Origin of the sequence: Streptomyces sp. ISL-12 (genome assembly GCF_018614415.1) — a bacterium.
Taxonomy (GTDB): Bacteria; Actinomycetota; Actinomycetes; order Streptomycetales; family Streptomycetaceae; genus Streptomyces.
Window position 1 is genome coordinate 20,578 of record NZ_JAGGOO010000045.1, and the last position, 16,301, is coordinate 36,878.

Sequence of the window (16,301 nt, forward strand, 5' to 3'; positions counted from 1 at the left end):
CTCCTGCGAGGAGGGTGAGAAGGAAGGGAGGTCGGGTTTCCGGGGTCAGGCGGTGCGGGCGAGCACGTCCTGGGTGAGTTCGTGCCGGAGCGCGTCCCCGTCGGCGAACCGGACCAGTTCCGCGGCGACGAGGTCGCCGAGCCGGGCCACCTCGGAGCCGAGGCTGCCCGCGATGTGCGGCGAGACGAGCACGTTGGGGAGGTGGAAGAGGGGGTGGCCCGGGGGGAGTTCCTCGGGCTCGGTGACGTCGAGGAGGGCGAAGACGTCGTCCCGGCGGGTGAGGAAACGGGTGAGCCCGTCCTGGTCGATGAGGGCGCCCCGGGCGGTGTTGATCAGCGTGGCGTCCCGCGGCATCAGGTCCAGCAACGGCTCCGGCAGCATGTGCCGGGTGCTGTCGTTCAGCGGCGCGTGCAGGCTCAGTACGTCGCTGGAGGCGACGACCGTCTCGATGCCGGCCAGGCGCAGACCGAGTTCGTCGGCGTGCCGGGCGTCCGCGTACGGGTCGTGGGCGAGCACCCGCAGGTCGTGGCCGGCCAGCCGGCGGGCGACCAGCCGGCCGATGTGACCGAGCCCGAGCAGCCCCACCGTCGCCCCGTCCAGGCCCCGTATCCCCGCCCGGGGCACGGGACCTCGCACCGCGCGGGCGCGCAGGCTGAGCCGCCACATGTTCTTCACCGAGAGGTGGATCTGGGCCAGTGTGAAGTCGGCGACGGCGACCGCGTTGGCGGAGGCCGCCGTGCAGACCCGGATGCCGCGTTCCCAGACGTCGTCGGTGACGATGCCGTGGACGGTGCCCGCGGCGTGCAGGACCAGTTCGAGTGAGGGGAACCGGTCGAGCACGTCGGCCGTCAGGGGCTCGGTGCCCCAGCCGGTGATCAGGACCCGGACGCCGGGGTGCGGTGCCACACGGGCCGCCGGGTCGGTGTCGAGCAGTTCGGCACGGGTACCGATGACCGTCCTGGCCCGGTCCGTCAGCACGGACCGGGCCCACTGGGGGCCGAGAACGGAGGCGACGGCCCAGGGCGGCCGGGCACGGGAACCCGGAGGTACGGGTGTGATCGTTTGACGCATGAGTGCTCGCAGTCTTCGACTGATGTGACGGGTCGACTGGTCCCGGGGGACAGGCATGGGCCACGAGGGCGGCATGAGGGGAGGTTTCAGCCCCGTTACGCCGGGGTGTCCATGGCGTGATTGTTCGGTCGGTTCCGATCGTCAGTCAAGGAGGTATGCGCGATACGATCAAAAACGATACGGCGCGGAGGGGCGGCGGATCACGCGCTTCCGGGCCCGGCCGCCTCGAAACAGGCCCGCAGGGTCCCCTCCGCGCCCGGTGCGCGCACCACCAGCGCCAGGCGGAAGATCCGCTCGCCCCACACCGCCCGCAACTGCCGGTCGTCCAGCCGGATCTCCTCGACCGCCGTCTCCACCCGCCGCGGATCGACGCGCAGGATCACCGGACACGGTCCGGACAGGAGCAGCGAGCCGTCCTCGCGCCTCTCGGGCGGGCCGGCCAGCATCAGGTGCGTGCGCACGTCCTCGGGACGCCGGGCGCAGGACCACGCGTCCTCGACCACGACCGGCCCGCCGTCCGCCGGCACGGTGAACCGCCGTTCGAGGCGGCGCACCCGCTCCCCGGGGTAGGCGGCCGACAACTCCATCGACAGCACGCTCGCGTCCGCAGTCCGCGTCACCCGTACGTCCCGGGCCCGGAACCCGGGTCCCGCCCCCTGCTCCACCCCGTCGATCTGAGGGACGTTGTGGAAGGAGGACCGGGTGAACCACGCCTCGTAACGGCGTGGTCCGAAGCTGTCCTTGGTGTACGTGCCCGTACCCGCGTCGACGACCACCGGGGTGCCGCCGCGCGCCAGCACGTAGGAGCCCACGTCGCAGTGGTTGTGCGGGTCGTCGTTGTGACCGCCCCTGGCGACCAGCCGGAGGCCGTCCGGCCCCTGGACGGACAGCAACTGGAGATCGGGCAGCCACTGGTGGCGCGGGGCCGGGAAGGGCGCCGGGCCGGCCGTCGCCCAGTCGTCGTCGAACAGCGCGGCCAGGGCCCGCTGGAGGGTGGTCGGCAGTTCGAGCGGGGGCGCGCTGCCGCGCAGCGCCCGGGCGTGGCGCCGTACCTCCTCGTCACCGACCCGGAGCCCGAACCGGTACAGCAGCGAGGCCGGGTTGCGCTCCTTGACGACCTCGGCGCCGCGCGGAGGCAGCCGGGCGCCGCCGTCACCGAAGTTGGCACTCCACTCGGCGTCCAGGTTCACGGCCAGCGGATACCGGGCCATCCGGCCGAGCAGCGGATCACCGAACACGGCGTCCTCGCATCGCGGGACGAGCAGCGCGAGGAGGTCCAGGGCCTCGAAGGCGCGCGCCGCCGACTGCCACCAGTACATGATCCCCTCGTCGCAGCCGCCGTCGCGCGGCACCCCGTCGAAGTAGGCGTCGAGGCTGCGCACCGCGAGCCGCAGCGCGCGCACCCGCCGCTCGGTGGTGTCGTCCGTGAGCAGTACGGCGGCGATGACGTTCGAGGTGATCCAGGGGTTCCAGTTGCTGGGCAGGGCGTACCAGTGGGAACGGGTGGCCCGCTCCAGGTACGGGTCGGTCAGACGCTCGGTGACCAACTCGCGCAGCCGGGCCGCCAGCTCCGGCGTCCGGTCGGCCAGGTAGGCCCCGTGGAGGTGTGCCGTCCAGGCGAGCAGCGCCGCGGTCTCCGCCGCGAACAGGTCGAGGACCGGGACGTCGCCGCGCGGCAGGGAACGGCCGGGCTCCGTGGCCGACGTGTCGTGCGCGGGCACGCACCAGCTGCTCTCCTCGCAGAGCAGCCAGACTCCGTCGACCAGCGCGTCGCCGTACCGTTCTTCCCCGGTCACGGCCAGGGCGAGCGCCAGGGCGACGACGCGCCGCCGCCGCTCGAAGTGGCCCCGCTCGTACGCGGTGCGGTCCCCGGTGCGGCGGAAGGTCCGCCACTGCGAGGCCAGCAGGACCGGCCAGGGGTCGGTGACCGCCGGTCCGGCGGCGTCGAGTACCGCGCGGACGGAGGCGGGACGGAGGCGGCTCCAGCGGGCGCGGTCGGTGGCCGGAGGGTAGGGGGAGAAATCCCGTCCGGCCCCCGAGTCGAGGGCGTGGGTGAGGACTTCGGGGGTCAGCAGCCGGGAGAGGCGGCCGGCTTCGGCCCGGTCGGTCGCGTGGTGTTCATTCATGCCCGGGGACGGTACCCTCACCGATGCGATCGGTATAGATCATTCGATCGAAGACGGTCCGAAGTGATCGGTGTGGGCCCGGGGCCGCGGGACGAGCGGCCGACGGCGCCCCACCGGTGCTGCCCGCACGTCCGAGGGAGGTCCTGGGTGATTGCTTCCGAACGCCGAGAGGCGATCATGAATGAGCTGCGGCTGCGCGGCCTGGTGAGCGTGGCCGAGTTCGCCCCCCGGCTGGGGGTCGCGCCCGTGACGCTCCGGCGTGATCTGCGGGAGCTGGAGAACGAGGGCCAGCTGACCCGGGTGCACGGGGGCGCCCGCCATCTCCAGCGGCCCGTCCCGCAGGAGCCGGGCAGCGCGCAGAGCAGGCGGCAACTCGCCGCGACCTTCGGTCTCGCCCCGTTCGAGACCGGGGACGGCAATCCGGTGGCGACGATCGGCATGATCGCCCCGACCAGCACGTACTACTACGCCGAGGCCATCGAAGGGGCACGGCAGGCCGCCGAACTCGCCGGGGTCCGGCTGGTGCTGGCGATCTCCGACTACAACGAGGCGGAGGAGCGGCGGATCTTCGAGCGGATGACCAGGATCGGACTCGACGGCATCCTGGTGACGCCGAGCCGCTCCGGTTACGCCGACGGACCGCTGCGCGACCTCATCGAGGACTCGCCGGTACCGGTCACCGTGGTCGAACGGATCTGGGAGTTCCCCACCCGGGGCCGGGTGGTCGACTCGGTCCGCTCCGACCACGAACACGGCGCGCGCATCGCCGTGGACCACCTCGCGGAACTCGGACACCGGCACATCGCGGTCTGGTCCTACGAGAATCCCCACGCCCACGAGGTCACCGCCGGTGCGCGCCGGGCGGCGGAGCGGCTCGGAATCACCGTGCACACGCCGGAGTTCGACTACGGGCACCCCGACTGGAACTCGGTGGACCTGACCCAGAACGTCCGCCGCTACCTGCACGGAATGCGGGACGCGGGAGTCACCGCCGTGCTGGTCCACCCGGACCAGCAGGCCCTGCAGTTCGTGCAGTGCGCGCTGGACGAGGGGCTGTCGATCCCCGGGGACATCACCGTGGTCGCGTACGACGACGAGGTCGCGGGGCTGAGCGAGATGCCGTTGACCGCTGTCTCACCCCCGAAGAAGGCCATCGGTTTCGTCGCGCTCGACGCCTGTCTGCGCGCGGTCGCCCACGCCTCCGCCCCGGAGCGCGCCTTCCCGCCGCAGCGCATCCGGCTCATGCCCGAGCTGAAGATCAGAGCGTCGAGCGGCCCGCCGCCGGCCACCGGCGGGGCCCGTCCGGGCGATCCGCGACGGGAGGCTTCCAGCGGGGAGGGCGGCCGGGCGGTCGAGGGCGGGCCGAGCACATGACCTGGCAGGCGCTGCCCCTCGACACCCGCGCCGCTCTGCGACAGGCGGTACGCGCCCTCGCCGGTCCGGTGCGCGAGCGGCTGAGCCCGGGCGGGGCGACCGCCCGGCTCGGCGCGACCGGCGCCCACTTCTCCGCGACGGCCGCCGGACTCGAAGGCTTCGCCCGCCCCCTGTGGGGGCTGGCCCCGCTGGCCGCCGGGGGCGCCGAGGTGGACTGGGCACCGTATCTGAGGGGCATCGAGCACGGCAGCGACCCGGCGCATCCCGAGTACTGGGGCACGGCGACCGCGAACGACCAGCGGCTCGTCGAGGCGGCGGCCCTCGCACTCACCCTGGCCCTGGTCCCGGAGCAGGTGTGGGAGCCGTTGCCGGTCGCGGCGCGGCTCCGCCTCGCCCGCTGGCTCGCCCGGATCAACGAGGTCGAGACCCCGGACAACAACTGGCTCTTCTTCCGGGTCCTCGTCAACGACGCCCTGCACAAGGTCGGTTCACCGCTCCACGACCCCGAGGCCGAACGCGCGGCGCTGCGCCGCCTTGACGCCTTCTACCTGGACGACGGCTGGTACAGCGACGGCCCGACCCGGCAGCGCGACTACTACGTCTCCTTCGCGCTGCACTTCTACGGGCTGGTCCACAGCCGGCTGTCCGAGGACCGCGACCCCGAGCGGGCCCGGGTGCTGCGGGACCGGGCCGCGCTGTTCGCCCGGGACTTCGCCCACTGGTTCGACGACGACGGAGCCGCCCTCCCCTTCGGACGCAGCCTCACCTACCGGTTCGCGCAGGGCGCCTTCTGGGGCGCGCTGGCCTTCGCCGGGGTGGAGGCACTGCCGTGGGGCAGCTGAAAGGACTCGCCCTGCGGCATCTGCGCTGGTGGGCACGGCAGCCGGTCACCGACGACGCCGGGCTGCTCACCATCGGCTACGGCTACCCGAACCTCCTCATGGCCGAGGAGTACAACTCGCCCGGATCGCCGTACTGGGCACTGAAGTTCTTCCTGCCGCTCGCGCTGCCGGACAGCCACCCGTTCTGGCGGGCGGACGAGGAGCCGGCCGGTCACCTCGACGCGGTGTCCGCGCAGCAGCACCCCGGCATGCTGGTGTGCCGCGAGCCGGACGCCGGTCACGTCGTGGCCCTCGCGGGCGGGCAGGAGAACACCTGGACCCGGCACGGCCCCGAGAAGTACGCGGAGTTCGCCTACTCCACCGCGTTCGGCTTCAGTGTGCCCGCGGGCACCCGGGGACTCGACCAGGCCGCCGCCGACAGCATGCTCGCGCTCAGCGACGACGGGGTGCACTGGCGGGTGCGGGAGACCAGCACCGAGGCACGGGTCGGCACCGGATTCCTGTGGGCGCGGTGGCGGCCGCTGGCGGGGGTCGAGGTGGAGACCTGGCTGCTGCCCCGCTCGCCCTGGCACGTCCGTGTGCACCGGCTGACCACCGACCGGGCGCTGTGCAGCGCGGAGGGCGGCTGGGCGCTCGACCGGACCGGCGACGACCCGGCGTGCCCGCTGGGCGGCAGCGACACCGGCCCCGGCTACGCGTACTCCTCCTTCCCGGCGGGCCGCTCCGGTGTGCGCGACCTGTACGGGATCCGTACCGGCGAGGCGGTCCGTACCGCCCCCAACACCAACGTCCTGCACCCGCGCACCGTCCTGCCCACCCTGCGCGGGGAACACGGCCCCGGAACCCACTGGCTGGTCTGCGCCGTCCTGGGCACGACCGGCGACGACTGCTGGACGACCGCCTGGGACCGGCCGCCGGCCCTCGACGAGCTACCGGCCGTGCTGACGGCTGAAGGGATGCCCCGATGATCGAGACCGGGAACGACGGCCGGACCTGGCTGCTGACCGGCCGTACCAGTTCGTACGCCCTGCGGCTGACCGACGCCGACGAGTTGCTCCACCTGCACTGGGGCCCGCGCATCACGCCGGCGGACGTCGCCGAACTCGCGACGATCCCCCTGCCCGGCGAACGGGGCTTCGAGTCGCGGCTCGACGGCCATGAGGAGTACCCGGTCGAAGGGGGGCCACGCTTCGCCGAACCCGCCCTGATCGTGCGGTCGGAGACCGTCCGCGGCACGGAATGGACGTTCGGTGACGCCGTCGTCGACGGGGACGAACTGCGGCTGGGCTTCCGCGACGACCTGGCCGGCCTGTCGCTGGTCCTGCACTACCGGCTGCGCGAGGGACACGACGTCCTGGAGCGCTGGACGGACCTCACGCACACCGGACGGGACGGCACCCTGGAGGTGCTGCGCGCCGACTCCGCGACGTGGTCGCTGCCGCTGCGCGACTCCTGGCGGCTGTCCCAGCTGCACGGCCGGTGGGGCGCCGAGTCCGTGCTCGTACGGTCGGCGGTCACCTACGGCGGGAAGACCATCGGCAGCCGCCGCGGTCACACCGGTCACCAGCACCTCCCCTGGGTCGCGCTGGATCCCGAGGGTTCGGCGACCGAGGAGCACGGCGAGGTGTTCAGCTGCGCGCTCGCCTGGTCGGGCAGCTGGCGCATCGCGACCCGGCAACTGCCCGGCGGACGGGTCCAGATCACCGGGGGCTGCGGCCACGACGACACCGGGCTCGTGCTGCTGGGACCCGGTGACACGTTCACCACCCCGGTGTTCGCGGGCGTATGGAGCGCGGAGGGCTTCGGGGGCGCCAGTGCCGCCTGGCACAGGTGGCAGCTGGAACACGTCGTCCCGCGCGCCGACCAGGACCGGCCCGTCCTCTACAACTCCTGGGAGGCCACCGGCTTCGACGTCGGTGAAGCACAGCAGCGCGCCCTGGCGGAGCGGGCCGCCGCCATCGGCGCGGAACTGTTCGTGGTCGACGACGGCTGGTTCGGCACCCGCACCAGCGACCGGTCGGGGCTGGGCGACTGGACGCCCAACCCCGACCGCTTTCCCGACGGCCTGGCGCCGCTCGCCACCGCCGTCCACGAACTGGGCATGCGGTTCGGCATCTGGGTCGAACCGGAGATGGTCAACCCCGACAGCGACCTGTACCGCAGGCACCCCGAGTGGGTCCAGCACGTGCCGGGCCGGGTCCCCGCCCAGTTCCGCAACCAGCTGGTACTGAACCTCGCCCGCGAGGACGTCGCGTCCTACGTCGAGGACCAGGTGCACCGGCTCCTGGAGTCCGCCCCCATCGACTACGTGAAATGGGACTTCAACCGCTGCTTCACGGACCCGGGATGGCCCGGTGAACCGTATCCCCAGCGGCTCTGGGTCGATCACGTGCGGGCGCTGTACGGCATCCTCGACCGGCTGCGGGCGGCGCACCCCGAGGTGGCCTTCGAAGCCTGCTCGGGCGGTGGCGGCCGGGTCGACCTGGGCATCCTGTCGCGCACCGACCAGGTGTGGACCTCGGACAACACCGACCCGGCCGACCGGCTCGCCATCCAGTACGGCTTCAGCCAGCTCCACCCCGCGCGGGTGATGGCCGCCTGGGTCACCGACAGCCCCAACCACCAGATGAACGGACGCGTCAGCTCGTTGCGCTTCCGGTTCGTCAGCGCCATGGCCGGTGTGCTCGGAGTGGGCGGCCACCTCACCCGCTGGAGCGAGGAGGACCTCGCCGAGGCCCGCCGGTGGATCGACCTCTACAAGTCCGTGCGACCGGTCGTGCAGCGAGGCCGGCTGTACCGCATCGGACAGCCCGACGGGCCAGGTGTCAGCGCCGTGCAGTACGTGCTCGGCGACGAGACGGTGGTACTCGCCTTCCTGCGGAGCCAGCGGTTCGGCGAGGAGCCCGCACCGCTGCGGCTGCGGGGCCTCGACCCCGGGGCGACGTATGTGTGCCGGGACTCGGGGCGCGAGCACCGAGGGGCGGTGCTCGCGCACCACGGACTGCGTACCGGGCTGCGCGGGGACCTGGACGCGGCGGTGTTCAGGCTGCGCCGAGCGCGGACCGACTGACCCGCCGCTGGTGCCCCGGACAGGGGCTGGACGACCGGCCCGCCCCGCCCGGACCGTCCGACCGTCCCCCGTCGGCGGGGTGCCCGAGGACACCGGCCGGGTCGGGCGAGGAACTGCCGGGGGAACGGCTTCGGGGCGGGCCGGTGCGGGCCGGTGCGGGTGTGTCCGGGGACTGCTGGGCGGGCCGTGGTGGCGTGTCCGGGGATCGCGGGGCGGGCCGTGGTGGTGTGCCTGGGGATCGCGGGGCGGGCCGTGGTGGTGTGCCTGGGGATCGCGGGGCGGGCCGTGGTGGTGTGCCTGGGGATCGCGGGGCGGGCCGTGGTGGTGCGTCCGGGACCGCCGGGCCGGCCGCGGGGGTGCGTCCAGGAACCGCCGGGCCGGCCGTTGCAGTGCGTCTAGGCATCGCCGGGCCGGACCGGTGCCGGGTCGGAGGCCGGGGCGGCATCGGTGGTGGGGACCCGGAACACGCCGCGCCCGGCGCGCGCGACGAGCAGCGCCAGCAGTACGAGGGCCCCGCTCGCCCACAGCGGGCCGGATTCCCCGGTGCCGAGGGTGGCCGCGGCGACGACCGGGCCGGTGGCGGCGCCGACGTTGAGCGCGGCGGTCGCGTAGGAGCCGGCCATGGTGGGGGCCGCCGCGGCCTCGTACAGGACCCGGGTGATCAGCGTGCCGCCCAGCGCGAAGGACAGCGCGCCCTGGAGGAAGACGAGGGCGAGCAGCGCGGCCGGCCGCTCGGCCAGCAGGGCCAGGGCGGGCCAGCCGGCGAGCAGCAGGGGGCCGCAGACCGCGACGACCGGGCCGGGGCGGCGGTCGGCGAGCCGCCCGGCGACGGTGATCCCGGCGAAGGAACCGGCGCCGAAGAGGACCAGGGCGACGGAGATCCACAGCTCGCCCAGTCCGGCGGGGCCGGTCACGACGGGGGCCAGGAAGGTGAAGCCGGCGAAGGTGGCCGCGTTCACCAGCGCGCCGAGCAGCATGACGAGGAGCAGCCGCGGACGCGCCAGCTGGGCCAGCTCCGGGCGCAGCGCCGGCCGGCCGGCCGTGTCCTGCCGCACCCGGCGGGCCGGGATCGCGGTGAGCACACCGACGGCCGCGGGCAGGCAGAGCGCGGCCACGGCCCAGAAGACGGCCCGCCAGCCGAGCAGCGTGCCGAGTGCGGAGCCCCCGGGGACACCGGCGACCGTGGCGACCGTGGTGCCCGACAGCAGTACCGCGAGGGCGCGGCCCTTCCGGTCGGGGGAGACCAGGGTGACGGCGGTGGTCAGGGCCACGGCGAGGAACCCGGCGTTCGCGAGGGCCGCGGCCACCCGGGTCGCGAACAGGACCGGGAAGCTGGAGGTGACGGCGCCCACGGCGTGGGCCGCCGCGAACACGAGGACGGACCCGAGCAGGCTGGAGCGTCCGGACCGGTCGCGGACGAAGGCTGCCGTGAGCGGGGCGCCGACGACCATGCCGATCGCGAACGCCGGGGTGAGCATGGCCGCGGTGCCGACGGTGACACCGAGGTCCGAGGCGATGTCCGGCAGCAGGCCGGCGAGCATGAACTCCGAGGTGCCCATGGCGAAGACGGCCAGGGCGAGCAGGTACAGGGAAAGAGGCATCGAGTGGCTCCGAGGTGAGGGCGAGCAGGAGAAGGCCGGCTCGTCACCGCGGTCAGCACCCGACCAGGAGCGCGGTGGTGCGCGTACTCAGTGGTTCAGGGGGCTGACGGCGTGACCGAAAGCCCCCACCTCGTCCGACTCGGGGCTCGACATGGCCCGCACGGTACCCGACCGGCGCCGGACGGGGCACCTCGGTTTCACGACGGCGGTGCGGGGCGGACGGCCAGGACGGCGATGTCGTCGGCGCTGTCGGCGCCCAGGCCGATCAGCAGTTCGTCGCAGAACGTCTCCAGCGGCTCCCGGGCCAGCGCCGCCGCGTGCCGGCGCAGCCGGTCGAGGCCGCGGTCGAGGGGCTCGTCGCGGCGCTCGATCAGGCCGTCGGTGTACAGCAGCAGGGTCGAGCGGGCCGGCAGTGCGGTGCGCGCCGTGCGGCGGGGCATCGTGGGGTCCATGCCGAGCAGCAGGCCCGACCCCTCCTCCAGGTAGCGGGCCTCGCCGCCCCAGGTGGTCAGCAGGGGCGGCGGATGACCGGCGGAGGAGTGCTTCAGCTCCCACGGGCCCTGAGCGGGGCCCTTGACGAGACCGTAGAGGCAGGTGGCGGTGGCCTCCCGGTACAGGCTGTGATTGGCCAGGTCCAGGCGGCGCAGCACCACCTCGGGCGGCTCCTGACGGTCCACGGCGATGCCGCGGAGCATGCTGCGCAACTGGCTCATGGAGATGGCCGCGTCCAGGTTGTGCCCGGTGACGTCGCCGATGACCACGGCGGTGTCACCGTTGGGGACGACGAAGCTGTCGTACCAGTCGCCGCCGACCTGCGCGGTGGTGGAGGACGCGGCGTAGCGGGCGGCCAGCTGGAGGTTCTCGACCTCCGGCAGCACGGGCAGCAGGGAACGCTGGAGGCGCTGCGCGATGTTGCGGGTCTCCTGGTACAGGCGGGCGTTGTCCACCCCCAGGGCCAGACCGCGCACCAGGTCGTCGACGAGCACCAGGTCGTCCTCCGTGAACGGCCGCCGCCCGGCCGTACGGGCCACCGTCAGGGAGCCGAAGATCTCCCGGCGGGCCCGCAGCGGCGCGACGACGGCGCTGCCCGCGCCGAGCCCGCGGAACAGCTCCCGGTAGTCGGCGTCCAGCGCGCTGCCGACCTGACCCGCCGGCGGAGCGTCGGCGAGCAGCAACGGCCCCGCGCCGCGCAGCACCCGGGCCAGCGGGCCCCGGGACGACTCGGACACCGGGGGAAGCCGGCCCTCGTACGCCCCGGGACGCAGCCCGCGGGGGTCGCGGTGGACCACACAGGCCCGTTCCACCCGGGCGTCCTCGGTGAACAGGTCCACCGCGCACCAGTCGGCCAGCCGCCGGGTCAGCAGCCGGCCGACCGAGCGCAGCCCCTCGCCCAGGTCCAGCGTGTTGTTCAGCGCGGCCCCCGTGTCGGCCAGCAGGGCGAGCCGTTCCAGCGCGCTCAGGTCCGTCCGCCCGCCGCTCGCGCTCCGGCGGCGCTCCGGGGCGGCCGGCACGGACGCCCCGCCGTCCTCGGGCAGCGACGGCACCGCGCTCCGGCCGGGCGGGGCCGGTGCGTCGACGGACGTGGTGGCCCGGGGCGAGAGCTGGGCGACGAAGACGGCCTGGCCGTCGGCCATCTCCTGGGTCTCGATGTACAGCCGTACGGGCACCACCCGGCCGTCGCGGTGCAGCGCCGGCAGCGGCACGGAACGGCCCACGATGCGGGCCCGCCCGGTGAGCAGCAGCGAGCTGAAGGCCACGGTGTGGCGGCGGCGCAGATGCTCGGGGATGAGCGCGGTGAGCCGCTGCCCGACGAGTTCGTCCGGCTGCCAGCCGAGCAGGTCCGCGGCGGGCCCGTTCACCGCGATGATCCGGTTCCCCGCGTCGGCGGCGATCACCGGGGACCTGCTGGCCCGCACGGCTCCGGGGTCCCAGGGCACCAGCTCCGAGGCACTGGCGTCCGGCTCGCGGGGCACCACGGTCCACGCCGTGGGGCGTTCCCCGGCGAGCTGGCCCAGGATCTGGTCGAACATCCAGTCCTGGAAGGCACGGCCGCGCGGCAGCGCCGGCAGGGTGAGCAGACGTTCTTCCCGGGCCGCCTCCTCGGCCAGGTCCAGCACCTGGCGCAGGGTCCGCACCGCCGGTGCGGCGTCGGCCGGCAGCGGCAGGCGCAGGGTGGCCAGATGCGCCTCCTGGGGCGGCCGCTCCGACGCGGCCGCGACACAGGCGCTGAGTACGTGGTCGATGTCGGCGGCGGTGACGAGGTCCTCGGCGCGCACCCCCGGCACGTCACCGGCCGACGCGACGAGGGCCAGTTCGCGCAGCACGGCGTGCCGGTGCTGCTGGGCCGACGAGCACAGGGCGCTCGGCACGTCGACGAGCGTCACCGTCGTACCGGAGCCGCCGCACGGCTCTGCCGTGACCCATCCGGGCGACGGCGCCGGCGGACCGTCCGGCCACAGCTCGAACCACACCGTCTTGCGCCGCCCGCCGGCCTCCGCCTCCGCCCCGTGGCGCGACGCCAGCCGCTCCACCAGGGCCAGACCCTGCCCGGTCCCGGCGTACGGCGGGTAGCGCCGCGGTACCGGGCCGCGGCCCGGCCGGTCGTCACTGACCCGCACCCTCACCCTGCCGTCGTCGACGCCCACCGCCACCTCGGCGGCCGTGCGCGCGTGCAGCACCGCGTTGGTCACCAGCTCGCCGGTCAGCAACTGGGCGGTGTCGGCCAGCTCCGGCGCTACGTCGTCCAGCGCGGCCCGTACGAACCGCCGGGCCGCCGCCGCGCTCCGGGGCACCTCGGGGAACCACCGTGACACGCTCTCCGGCCGGTCGACGTCGCCCATGACACCAGTGTGCCGCGTGGTGCCCGGCCCGCACCTCGGCTCCCGGCGCCGCTCGCGGACCCGGCCCGGTTCATTCCATCAGCCCGGCGGCGAGCGTCGCCCCCAGTTCCCAGCAGGCCTCCAGATCGGTCCTGCCGGGTTCGCCGGTCACGGTCACCGGCGGTGCCGCGCGCCGCCAGCCGAGCCCGGTGGTGACCGTGTCGAGGGCGCGCACCGCGCCCGTGGTGTCGCTGCCACCGTGCACGTACGCGCCGAACGGCCGGCCGCGCGTCTCGTCCAGGCACGGGTAGTAGACCTGGTCGAAGAAGTGCTTGAGGGCGCCGGACATGTAGCCCAGGTTGGCCGGCGTGCCCAGCAGGTAGGCGTCGGCCGCCAGCGCGTCGGACACGGTGGCCGCCAGCGCCGCCCGCCGCACCACGCGGACGCCCTCGATCTCCGGCGCGGTCGCCCCGGCCACCACTGCTTCGAGCAGGGCCTGGCAGTTCGGTGACGGGGTGTGATGCACGATCAGCAAAGTGGCCATCCCCGCAGCCTGCCGCTCCCCACCCGGCATCGGCAAGGAGCGGGGATATCGCGTCGGGGCGCTGGTGATCACGGAGGTTCGGCGTTCGGGGCTGCTGCGTTCGGCCCCGGTGCGGGGGCGGGTCTGGGGTTGGTCCGTGTCCGTGTGGGGCCCCTGTCCGGGGCCGGCGTCCGCGTCCGCAGCCGTATGCCCGGCCCCTCGTACGTTCGTACGCCCTTCCCCTCGGCCCACCGCCTCCTAAACTGACGCGCGCCCGCCCACCGCCCCGAGGAACGGACCGTCTGCCGTATGCCCCAGCACTGGACCACGCGGGTCGAGACCGCCGCCGATGTCCCCGCCGTCCGCGACGTGGTTCTCGCGGCCTTCCCCACGGCGGAGGAGGCCGATCTCGTGGACGCGCTCCGGGCCGATCCGGACGCCTGGATCGAGGGACTGTCCCTCGTCGCCGTCGACGGCGACGACCGTCCCGTCGGCCACGCCCTGCTGACCCGCTGCCACATCGGCGGGAGCCCGGCGCTCTGCCTGGCGCCGTGCGCCGTCCGCCCGGAACGGCAGCGCGAGGGCGCCGGGTCGGCGGCCGTCCGGGCGGCCCTCGACGCCGCCCGGCGCGCGGGCGAGGCCCACGTCGTCGTCCTCGGGCACCCGGAGTACTACCCCCGGTTCGGCTTCGGCCGTGCCTCGGCGCACGGCATCGGCCTGAGCATCGAGGTCCCGGACGAGGCGCTCATGGCCCTCACCCTCGACCCCGGCCGACCGCTGCCCGCGGGGACCGTCCGCTACGCCGCGCCGTTCGGTATCTGACGCCGGCCACACCCCGGAACCCGGGGTACGAGCGCGCGGGGCCGCCCGCCCAGGACGGGCGTGCGGCCCCGCGCGGGGGTGTCCGCGGCGGCTCAGTGGACCGGAGCCGCCGGGCCCTTGTCGGTCGGGGCGGCGTCGCCCGCCTCCTCGGCGAGCCGCTCCATACCGCTGGTGGTCTTCAGCGGCTTCTCCTTGATGAAGACGACGGCGACCAGCGCCAGCAGAGCGAACGGCGTGGCGACGAGGAACAGGTCGGCGGTGGCGACCCCGTACGCGTGCTCCACGATCTCCCGCATCGGACCGGCCAGCGTCGACATGTCCGGGAGGCTCTCACCGCCGCCCGACTCGCCGCCGGCCGCGCCGGCGACGCCGGCCCTCTCCAGGCTCTTGGTCATCTCTTCGGTGACCCGGTTGGCCAGGATCGCGCCGAGCACCGAGGTGCCGATGGTGCCGCCCATGCTGCGGAAGAAGGACAGCACGGAGGTTGCGGCGCCCAGTTCGGCGGCGGGGACGTCGTTCTGGGCGGCCAGCACCAGGTTCTGCATCAGCATGCCGACGCCGATACCGAGGACCGCCATGTAGAGGCTGAGCAGCCCGAAGTGGGTGTCCGCGCCGATCAGGGAGAGCAGCGCCAGACCGGCGGTCATGATGACGGCGCCCGCCACCAGGTACCGCTTCCACTTGCCGGTGCGGCTGATGATCTGGCCGGCCACGGTCGACGACACCAGCAGGCCGAGGATCATCGGCAGGCTCATCAGGCCCGCGACCGTCGGCGACTTGCCCAGGGAGACCTGGAAGTACTGGGAGAGGAAGACCGTACCGCCGAACATGGCGACACCGACCAGGAGGCTGGCGACCGTGGTCAGCGTGACCGTGCGGTTCTTGAAGATGTCCAGCGGGATGACCGGTTCGGCGGCGCGCATCTCCACCACGACCGCCAGGCCCAGCAGCACCACACCGCCGATGACGAGCGCGGCGGTCTGCCAGGAGGCCCAGTCGAACTGGTTGCCGGCCAGCGAGACCCAGATGAGCAGCGCGCAGACACCGGCCACGATGAGGAAGGCACCGAGCCAGTCGATCTTCACCTGGCGCTTGACGGTGGGCAGCTTCAGCGTGTGCTGCAACAGGAAGATGGCGAGCAGCGCGAACGGCACGCCGATGAAGAAGCACCAGCGCCAGCCCAGCCAGTCGGTGTCCACCAGCACGCCGCCGATGAGCGGACCGGCCACCGTGCCGACGGCGAAGACGGCGCCGAAGATGCCGGAGTACTTGCCCAGTTCACGGGGCGGGATGACGGAGGCCATGACGACCTGGGCGAGGGCGGTCAGACCGCCGGCGCCGATGCCCTGCACGACCCGGCTGAAGATCAGCAGCGTGGCGTCGTGGGAGAAGCCCGCGAGCAGCGAGCCGACCACGAACATGCACAGCGAGAGCTGGAGCAGCAGCTTCTTGTTGAACAGGTCGGACAGCTTGCCCCACAGCGGGACCGTCGCGGTCATCGCCAGCAGTTCGGCGGTGACGACCCAGGTGTAGGAGGACTGGCTGGCGCCCAGGTCGGCGATGATCGTCGGCAGCGCGTTGGACACCACGGTGCCCGCGAGGATCGCGACGAACATGCCGGCCATCAGGCCGGACATGGCCTGGAGTATCTGTTTCTGCGTCATGGAACTGGGCGGCGCGGCGGCGGGCGCCTGCGATGCGGTCACGACATCTCTTTCGACGGTGATGAACGGTGGTCCCGCGCGGACCGGGCCGGCGGCCTGGCGTCGGTGTCCGGGTGCGCGGTCGGACGGTGGGCGGCGCCGCGGCGGGAGGCCGGGGCGGGCGGGGGAGGACTACGCGGGCGGCGCCGGCAGTCCGGCGGCCAGGAGCGCGAAGACCTCCTGGAACACCTCGCGGAAGGTGCGCTCCTCCTGGCGGGCGCACCAGTGGTCGACGCTGACCCGGACGGCGGTGACCGCCACCGCGGCCAGCAGCCGCGGGTACAGGTCCAGCTCCTTGCGGCGTTCCTCGTGGGAGGCGGCCGGGTCCGGCGGGGTGCCGCCGGGGGCGG

10 protein-coding genes and 2 pseudogenes are annotated in these 16,301 nt (G+C 74.0%); 5 read left to right on the forward strand and 7 right to left on the reverse strand.

The genetic code is table 11. The annotated features are described in order from the left end of the window. Positions 1 to 45: 45 nt before the first annotated feature. Positions 46 to 1,071 (reverse strand): hydroxyacid dehydrogenase, encoded by a 1,026-nt coding sequence (locus J7I94_RS13220; protein ID WP_215167269.1) that lies wholly within the window; start codon positions 1,069 to 1,071, stop codon positions 46 to 48. A 200-nt stretch (positions 1,072 to 1,271) separates the two neighbouring features. After that, a complete protein-coding gene (locus J7I94_RS13225; RefSeq protein WP_215167270.1) occupies positions 1,272 to 3,197 on the reverse strand; it encodes a heparinase II/III family protein in 1,926 nt (641 codons plus the stop codon). A gap of 147 nt (positions 3,198 to 3,344) precedes the next feature. Here J7I94_RS13225 and J7I94_RS13230 point away from each other — a divergent pair, with 147 nt between their 5' ends. The 4 genes and pseudogenes from J7I94_RS13230 (at position 3,345) to J7I94_RS13245 (ending at position 8,483) form a co-directional block, all read left to right on the forward strand. Further along, positions 3,345 to 4,571 carry a substrate-binding domain-containing protein gene (locus J7I94_RS13230; protein WP_215167271.1) on the forward strand — a complete coding sequence of 409 codons (1,227 nt, stop codon included), beginning with the start codon at positions 3,345 to 3,347 and terminating at the stop codon, positions 4,569 to 4,571. Continuing rightward, positions 4,568 to 5,559 (forward strand): annotated as a pseudogene (locus tag J7I94_RS39515) (DUF2264 domain-containing protein); the annotation flags it as partial. The gene J7I94_RS13230 and the pseudogene J7I94_RS39515, both read left to right, overlap by 4 nt. A gap of 102 nt (positions 5,560 to 5,661) precedes the next feature. Beyond that, a complete protein-coding gene (locus tag J7I94_RS39520; protein ID WP_374198383.1) occupies positions 5,662 to 6,381 on the forward strand; it encodes a hypothetical protein in 720 nt (239 codons plus the stop codon). Next, positions 6,378 to 8,483, forward strand: coding sequence for an alpha-galactosidase (locus J7I94_RS13245; protein WP_215167274.1), 2,106 nt, complete (start codon positions 6,378 to 6,380; stop codon positions 8,481 to 8,483). Before J7I94_RS39520 ends, J7I94_RS13245 begins: the two co-directional genes overlap by 4 nt. Positions 8,484 to 8,878: 395 nt before the next feature. Here the strand turns inward: J7I94_RS13245 and J7I94_RS13250 are convergent, their stop codons facing one another. The 3 genes from J7I94_RS13250 to J7I94_RS13260 form a co-directional block, all read right to left on the reverse strand. Then, entirely contained in the window at positions 8,879 to 10,084 is a 1,206-nt protein-coding gene (locus J7I94_RS13250) for a Cmx/CmrA family chloramphenicol efflux MFS transporter (protein ID WP_215167275.1), read from the reverse strand. Between the two features lie 197 nt (positions 10,085 to 10,281). Beyond that, positions 10,282 to 12,924 (reverse strand): SpoIIE family protein phosphatase, encoded by a 2,643-nt coding sequence (locus tag J7I94_RS13255; RefSeq protein ID WP_215167276.1) that lies wholly within the window; start codon positions 12,922 to 12,924, stop codon positions 10,282 to 10,284. Positions 12,925 to 12,994: 70 nt separating this feature from the next. After that, the gene (locus J7I94_RS13260) at positions 12,995 to 13,447 is read right to left on the reverse strand and encodes a flavodoxin family protein (protein WP_215167277.1); all 453 of its coding nucleotides are present in this window, start codon (positions 13,445 to 13,447) and stop codon (positions 12,995 to 12,997) included. Positions 13,448 to 13,735: 288 nt separating this feature from the next. Between J7I94_RS13260 and J7I94_RS13265 the strand changes: the two genes are divergently transcribed. Then, positions 13,736 to 14,248 carry a GNAT family N-acetyltransferase gene (locus J7I94_RS13265; protein ID WP_215167278.1) on the forward strand — a complete coding sequence of 171 codons (513 nt, stop codon included), beginning with the start codon at positions 13,736 to 13,738 and terminating at the stop codon, positions 14,246 to 14,248. 92 nt (positions 14,249 to 14,340) lie between these two features. Here J7I94_RS13265 and J7I94_RS13270 read toward each other — a convergent pair whose 3' ends face one another. Both J7I94_RS13270 and J7I94_RS13275 read right to left on the reverse strand, forming a co-directional pair. Then, entirely contained in the window at positions 14,341 to 15,954 is a 1,614-nt protein-coding gene (locus tag J7I94_RS13270; RefSeq protein ID WP_308114560.1) for an MDR family MFS transporter, read from the reverse strand. A gap of 129 nt (positions 15,955 to 16,083) precedes the next feature. Then, positions 16,084 to 16,301 (reverse strand): annotated as a pseudogene (locus J7I94_RS13275) (TetR family transcriptional regulator); the annotation flags it as partial.

What these genes read in the sequence shown, in the direction of transcription:
- J7I94_RS39520 (WP_374198383.1), top strand. Translation starts at nt 5,662, where the DNA reads ATGCTGGTGTGCCGCGAGCCGGACGCCGGTCACGTCGTGGCCCTCGCG.
- J7I94_RS13220 (WP_215167269.1), bottom strand. Translation starts at nt 1,071, where the DNA reads ATGCGTCAAACGATCACACCCGTACCTCCGGGTTCCCGTGCCCGGCCG.
- J7I94_RS13255 (WP_215167276.1), bottom strand. Translation starts at nt 12,924, where the DNA reads ATGGGCGACGTCGACCGGCCGGAGAGCGTGTCACGGTGGTTCCCCGAG.
- J7I94_RS13245 (WP_215167274.1), top strand. Translation starts at nt 6,378, where the DNA reads ATGATCGAGACCGGGAACGACGGCCGGACCTGGCTGCTGACCGGCCGT.
- J7I94_RS13265 (WP_215167278.1), top strand. Translation starts at nt 13,736, where the DNA reads ATGCCCCAGCACTGGACCACGCGGGTCGAGACCGCCGCCGATGTCCCC.
- J7I94_RS13260 (WP_215167277.1), bottom strand. Translation starts at nt 13,447, where the DNA reads ATGGCCACTTTGCTGATCGTGCATCACACCCCGTCACCGAACTGCCAG.
- J7I94_RS13250 (WP_215167275.1), bottom strand. Translation starts at nt 10,084, where the DNA reads ATGCCTCTTTCCCTGTACCTGCTCGCCCTGGCCGTCTTCGCCATGGGC.
- J7I94_RS13225 (WP_215167270.1), bottom strand. Translation starts at nt 3,197, where the DNA reads ATGAATGAACACCACGCGACCGACCGGGCCGAAGCCGGCCGCCTCTCC.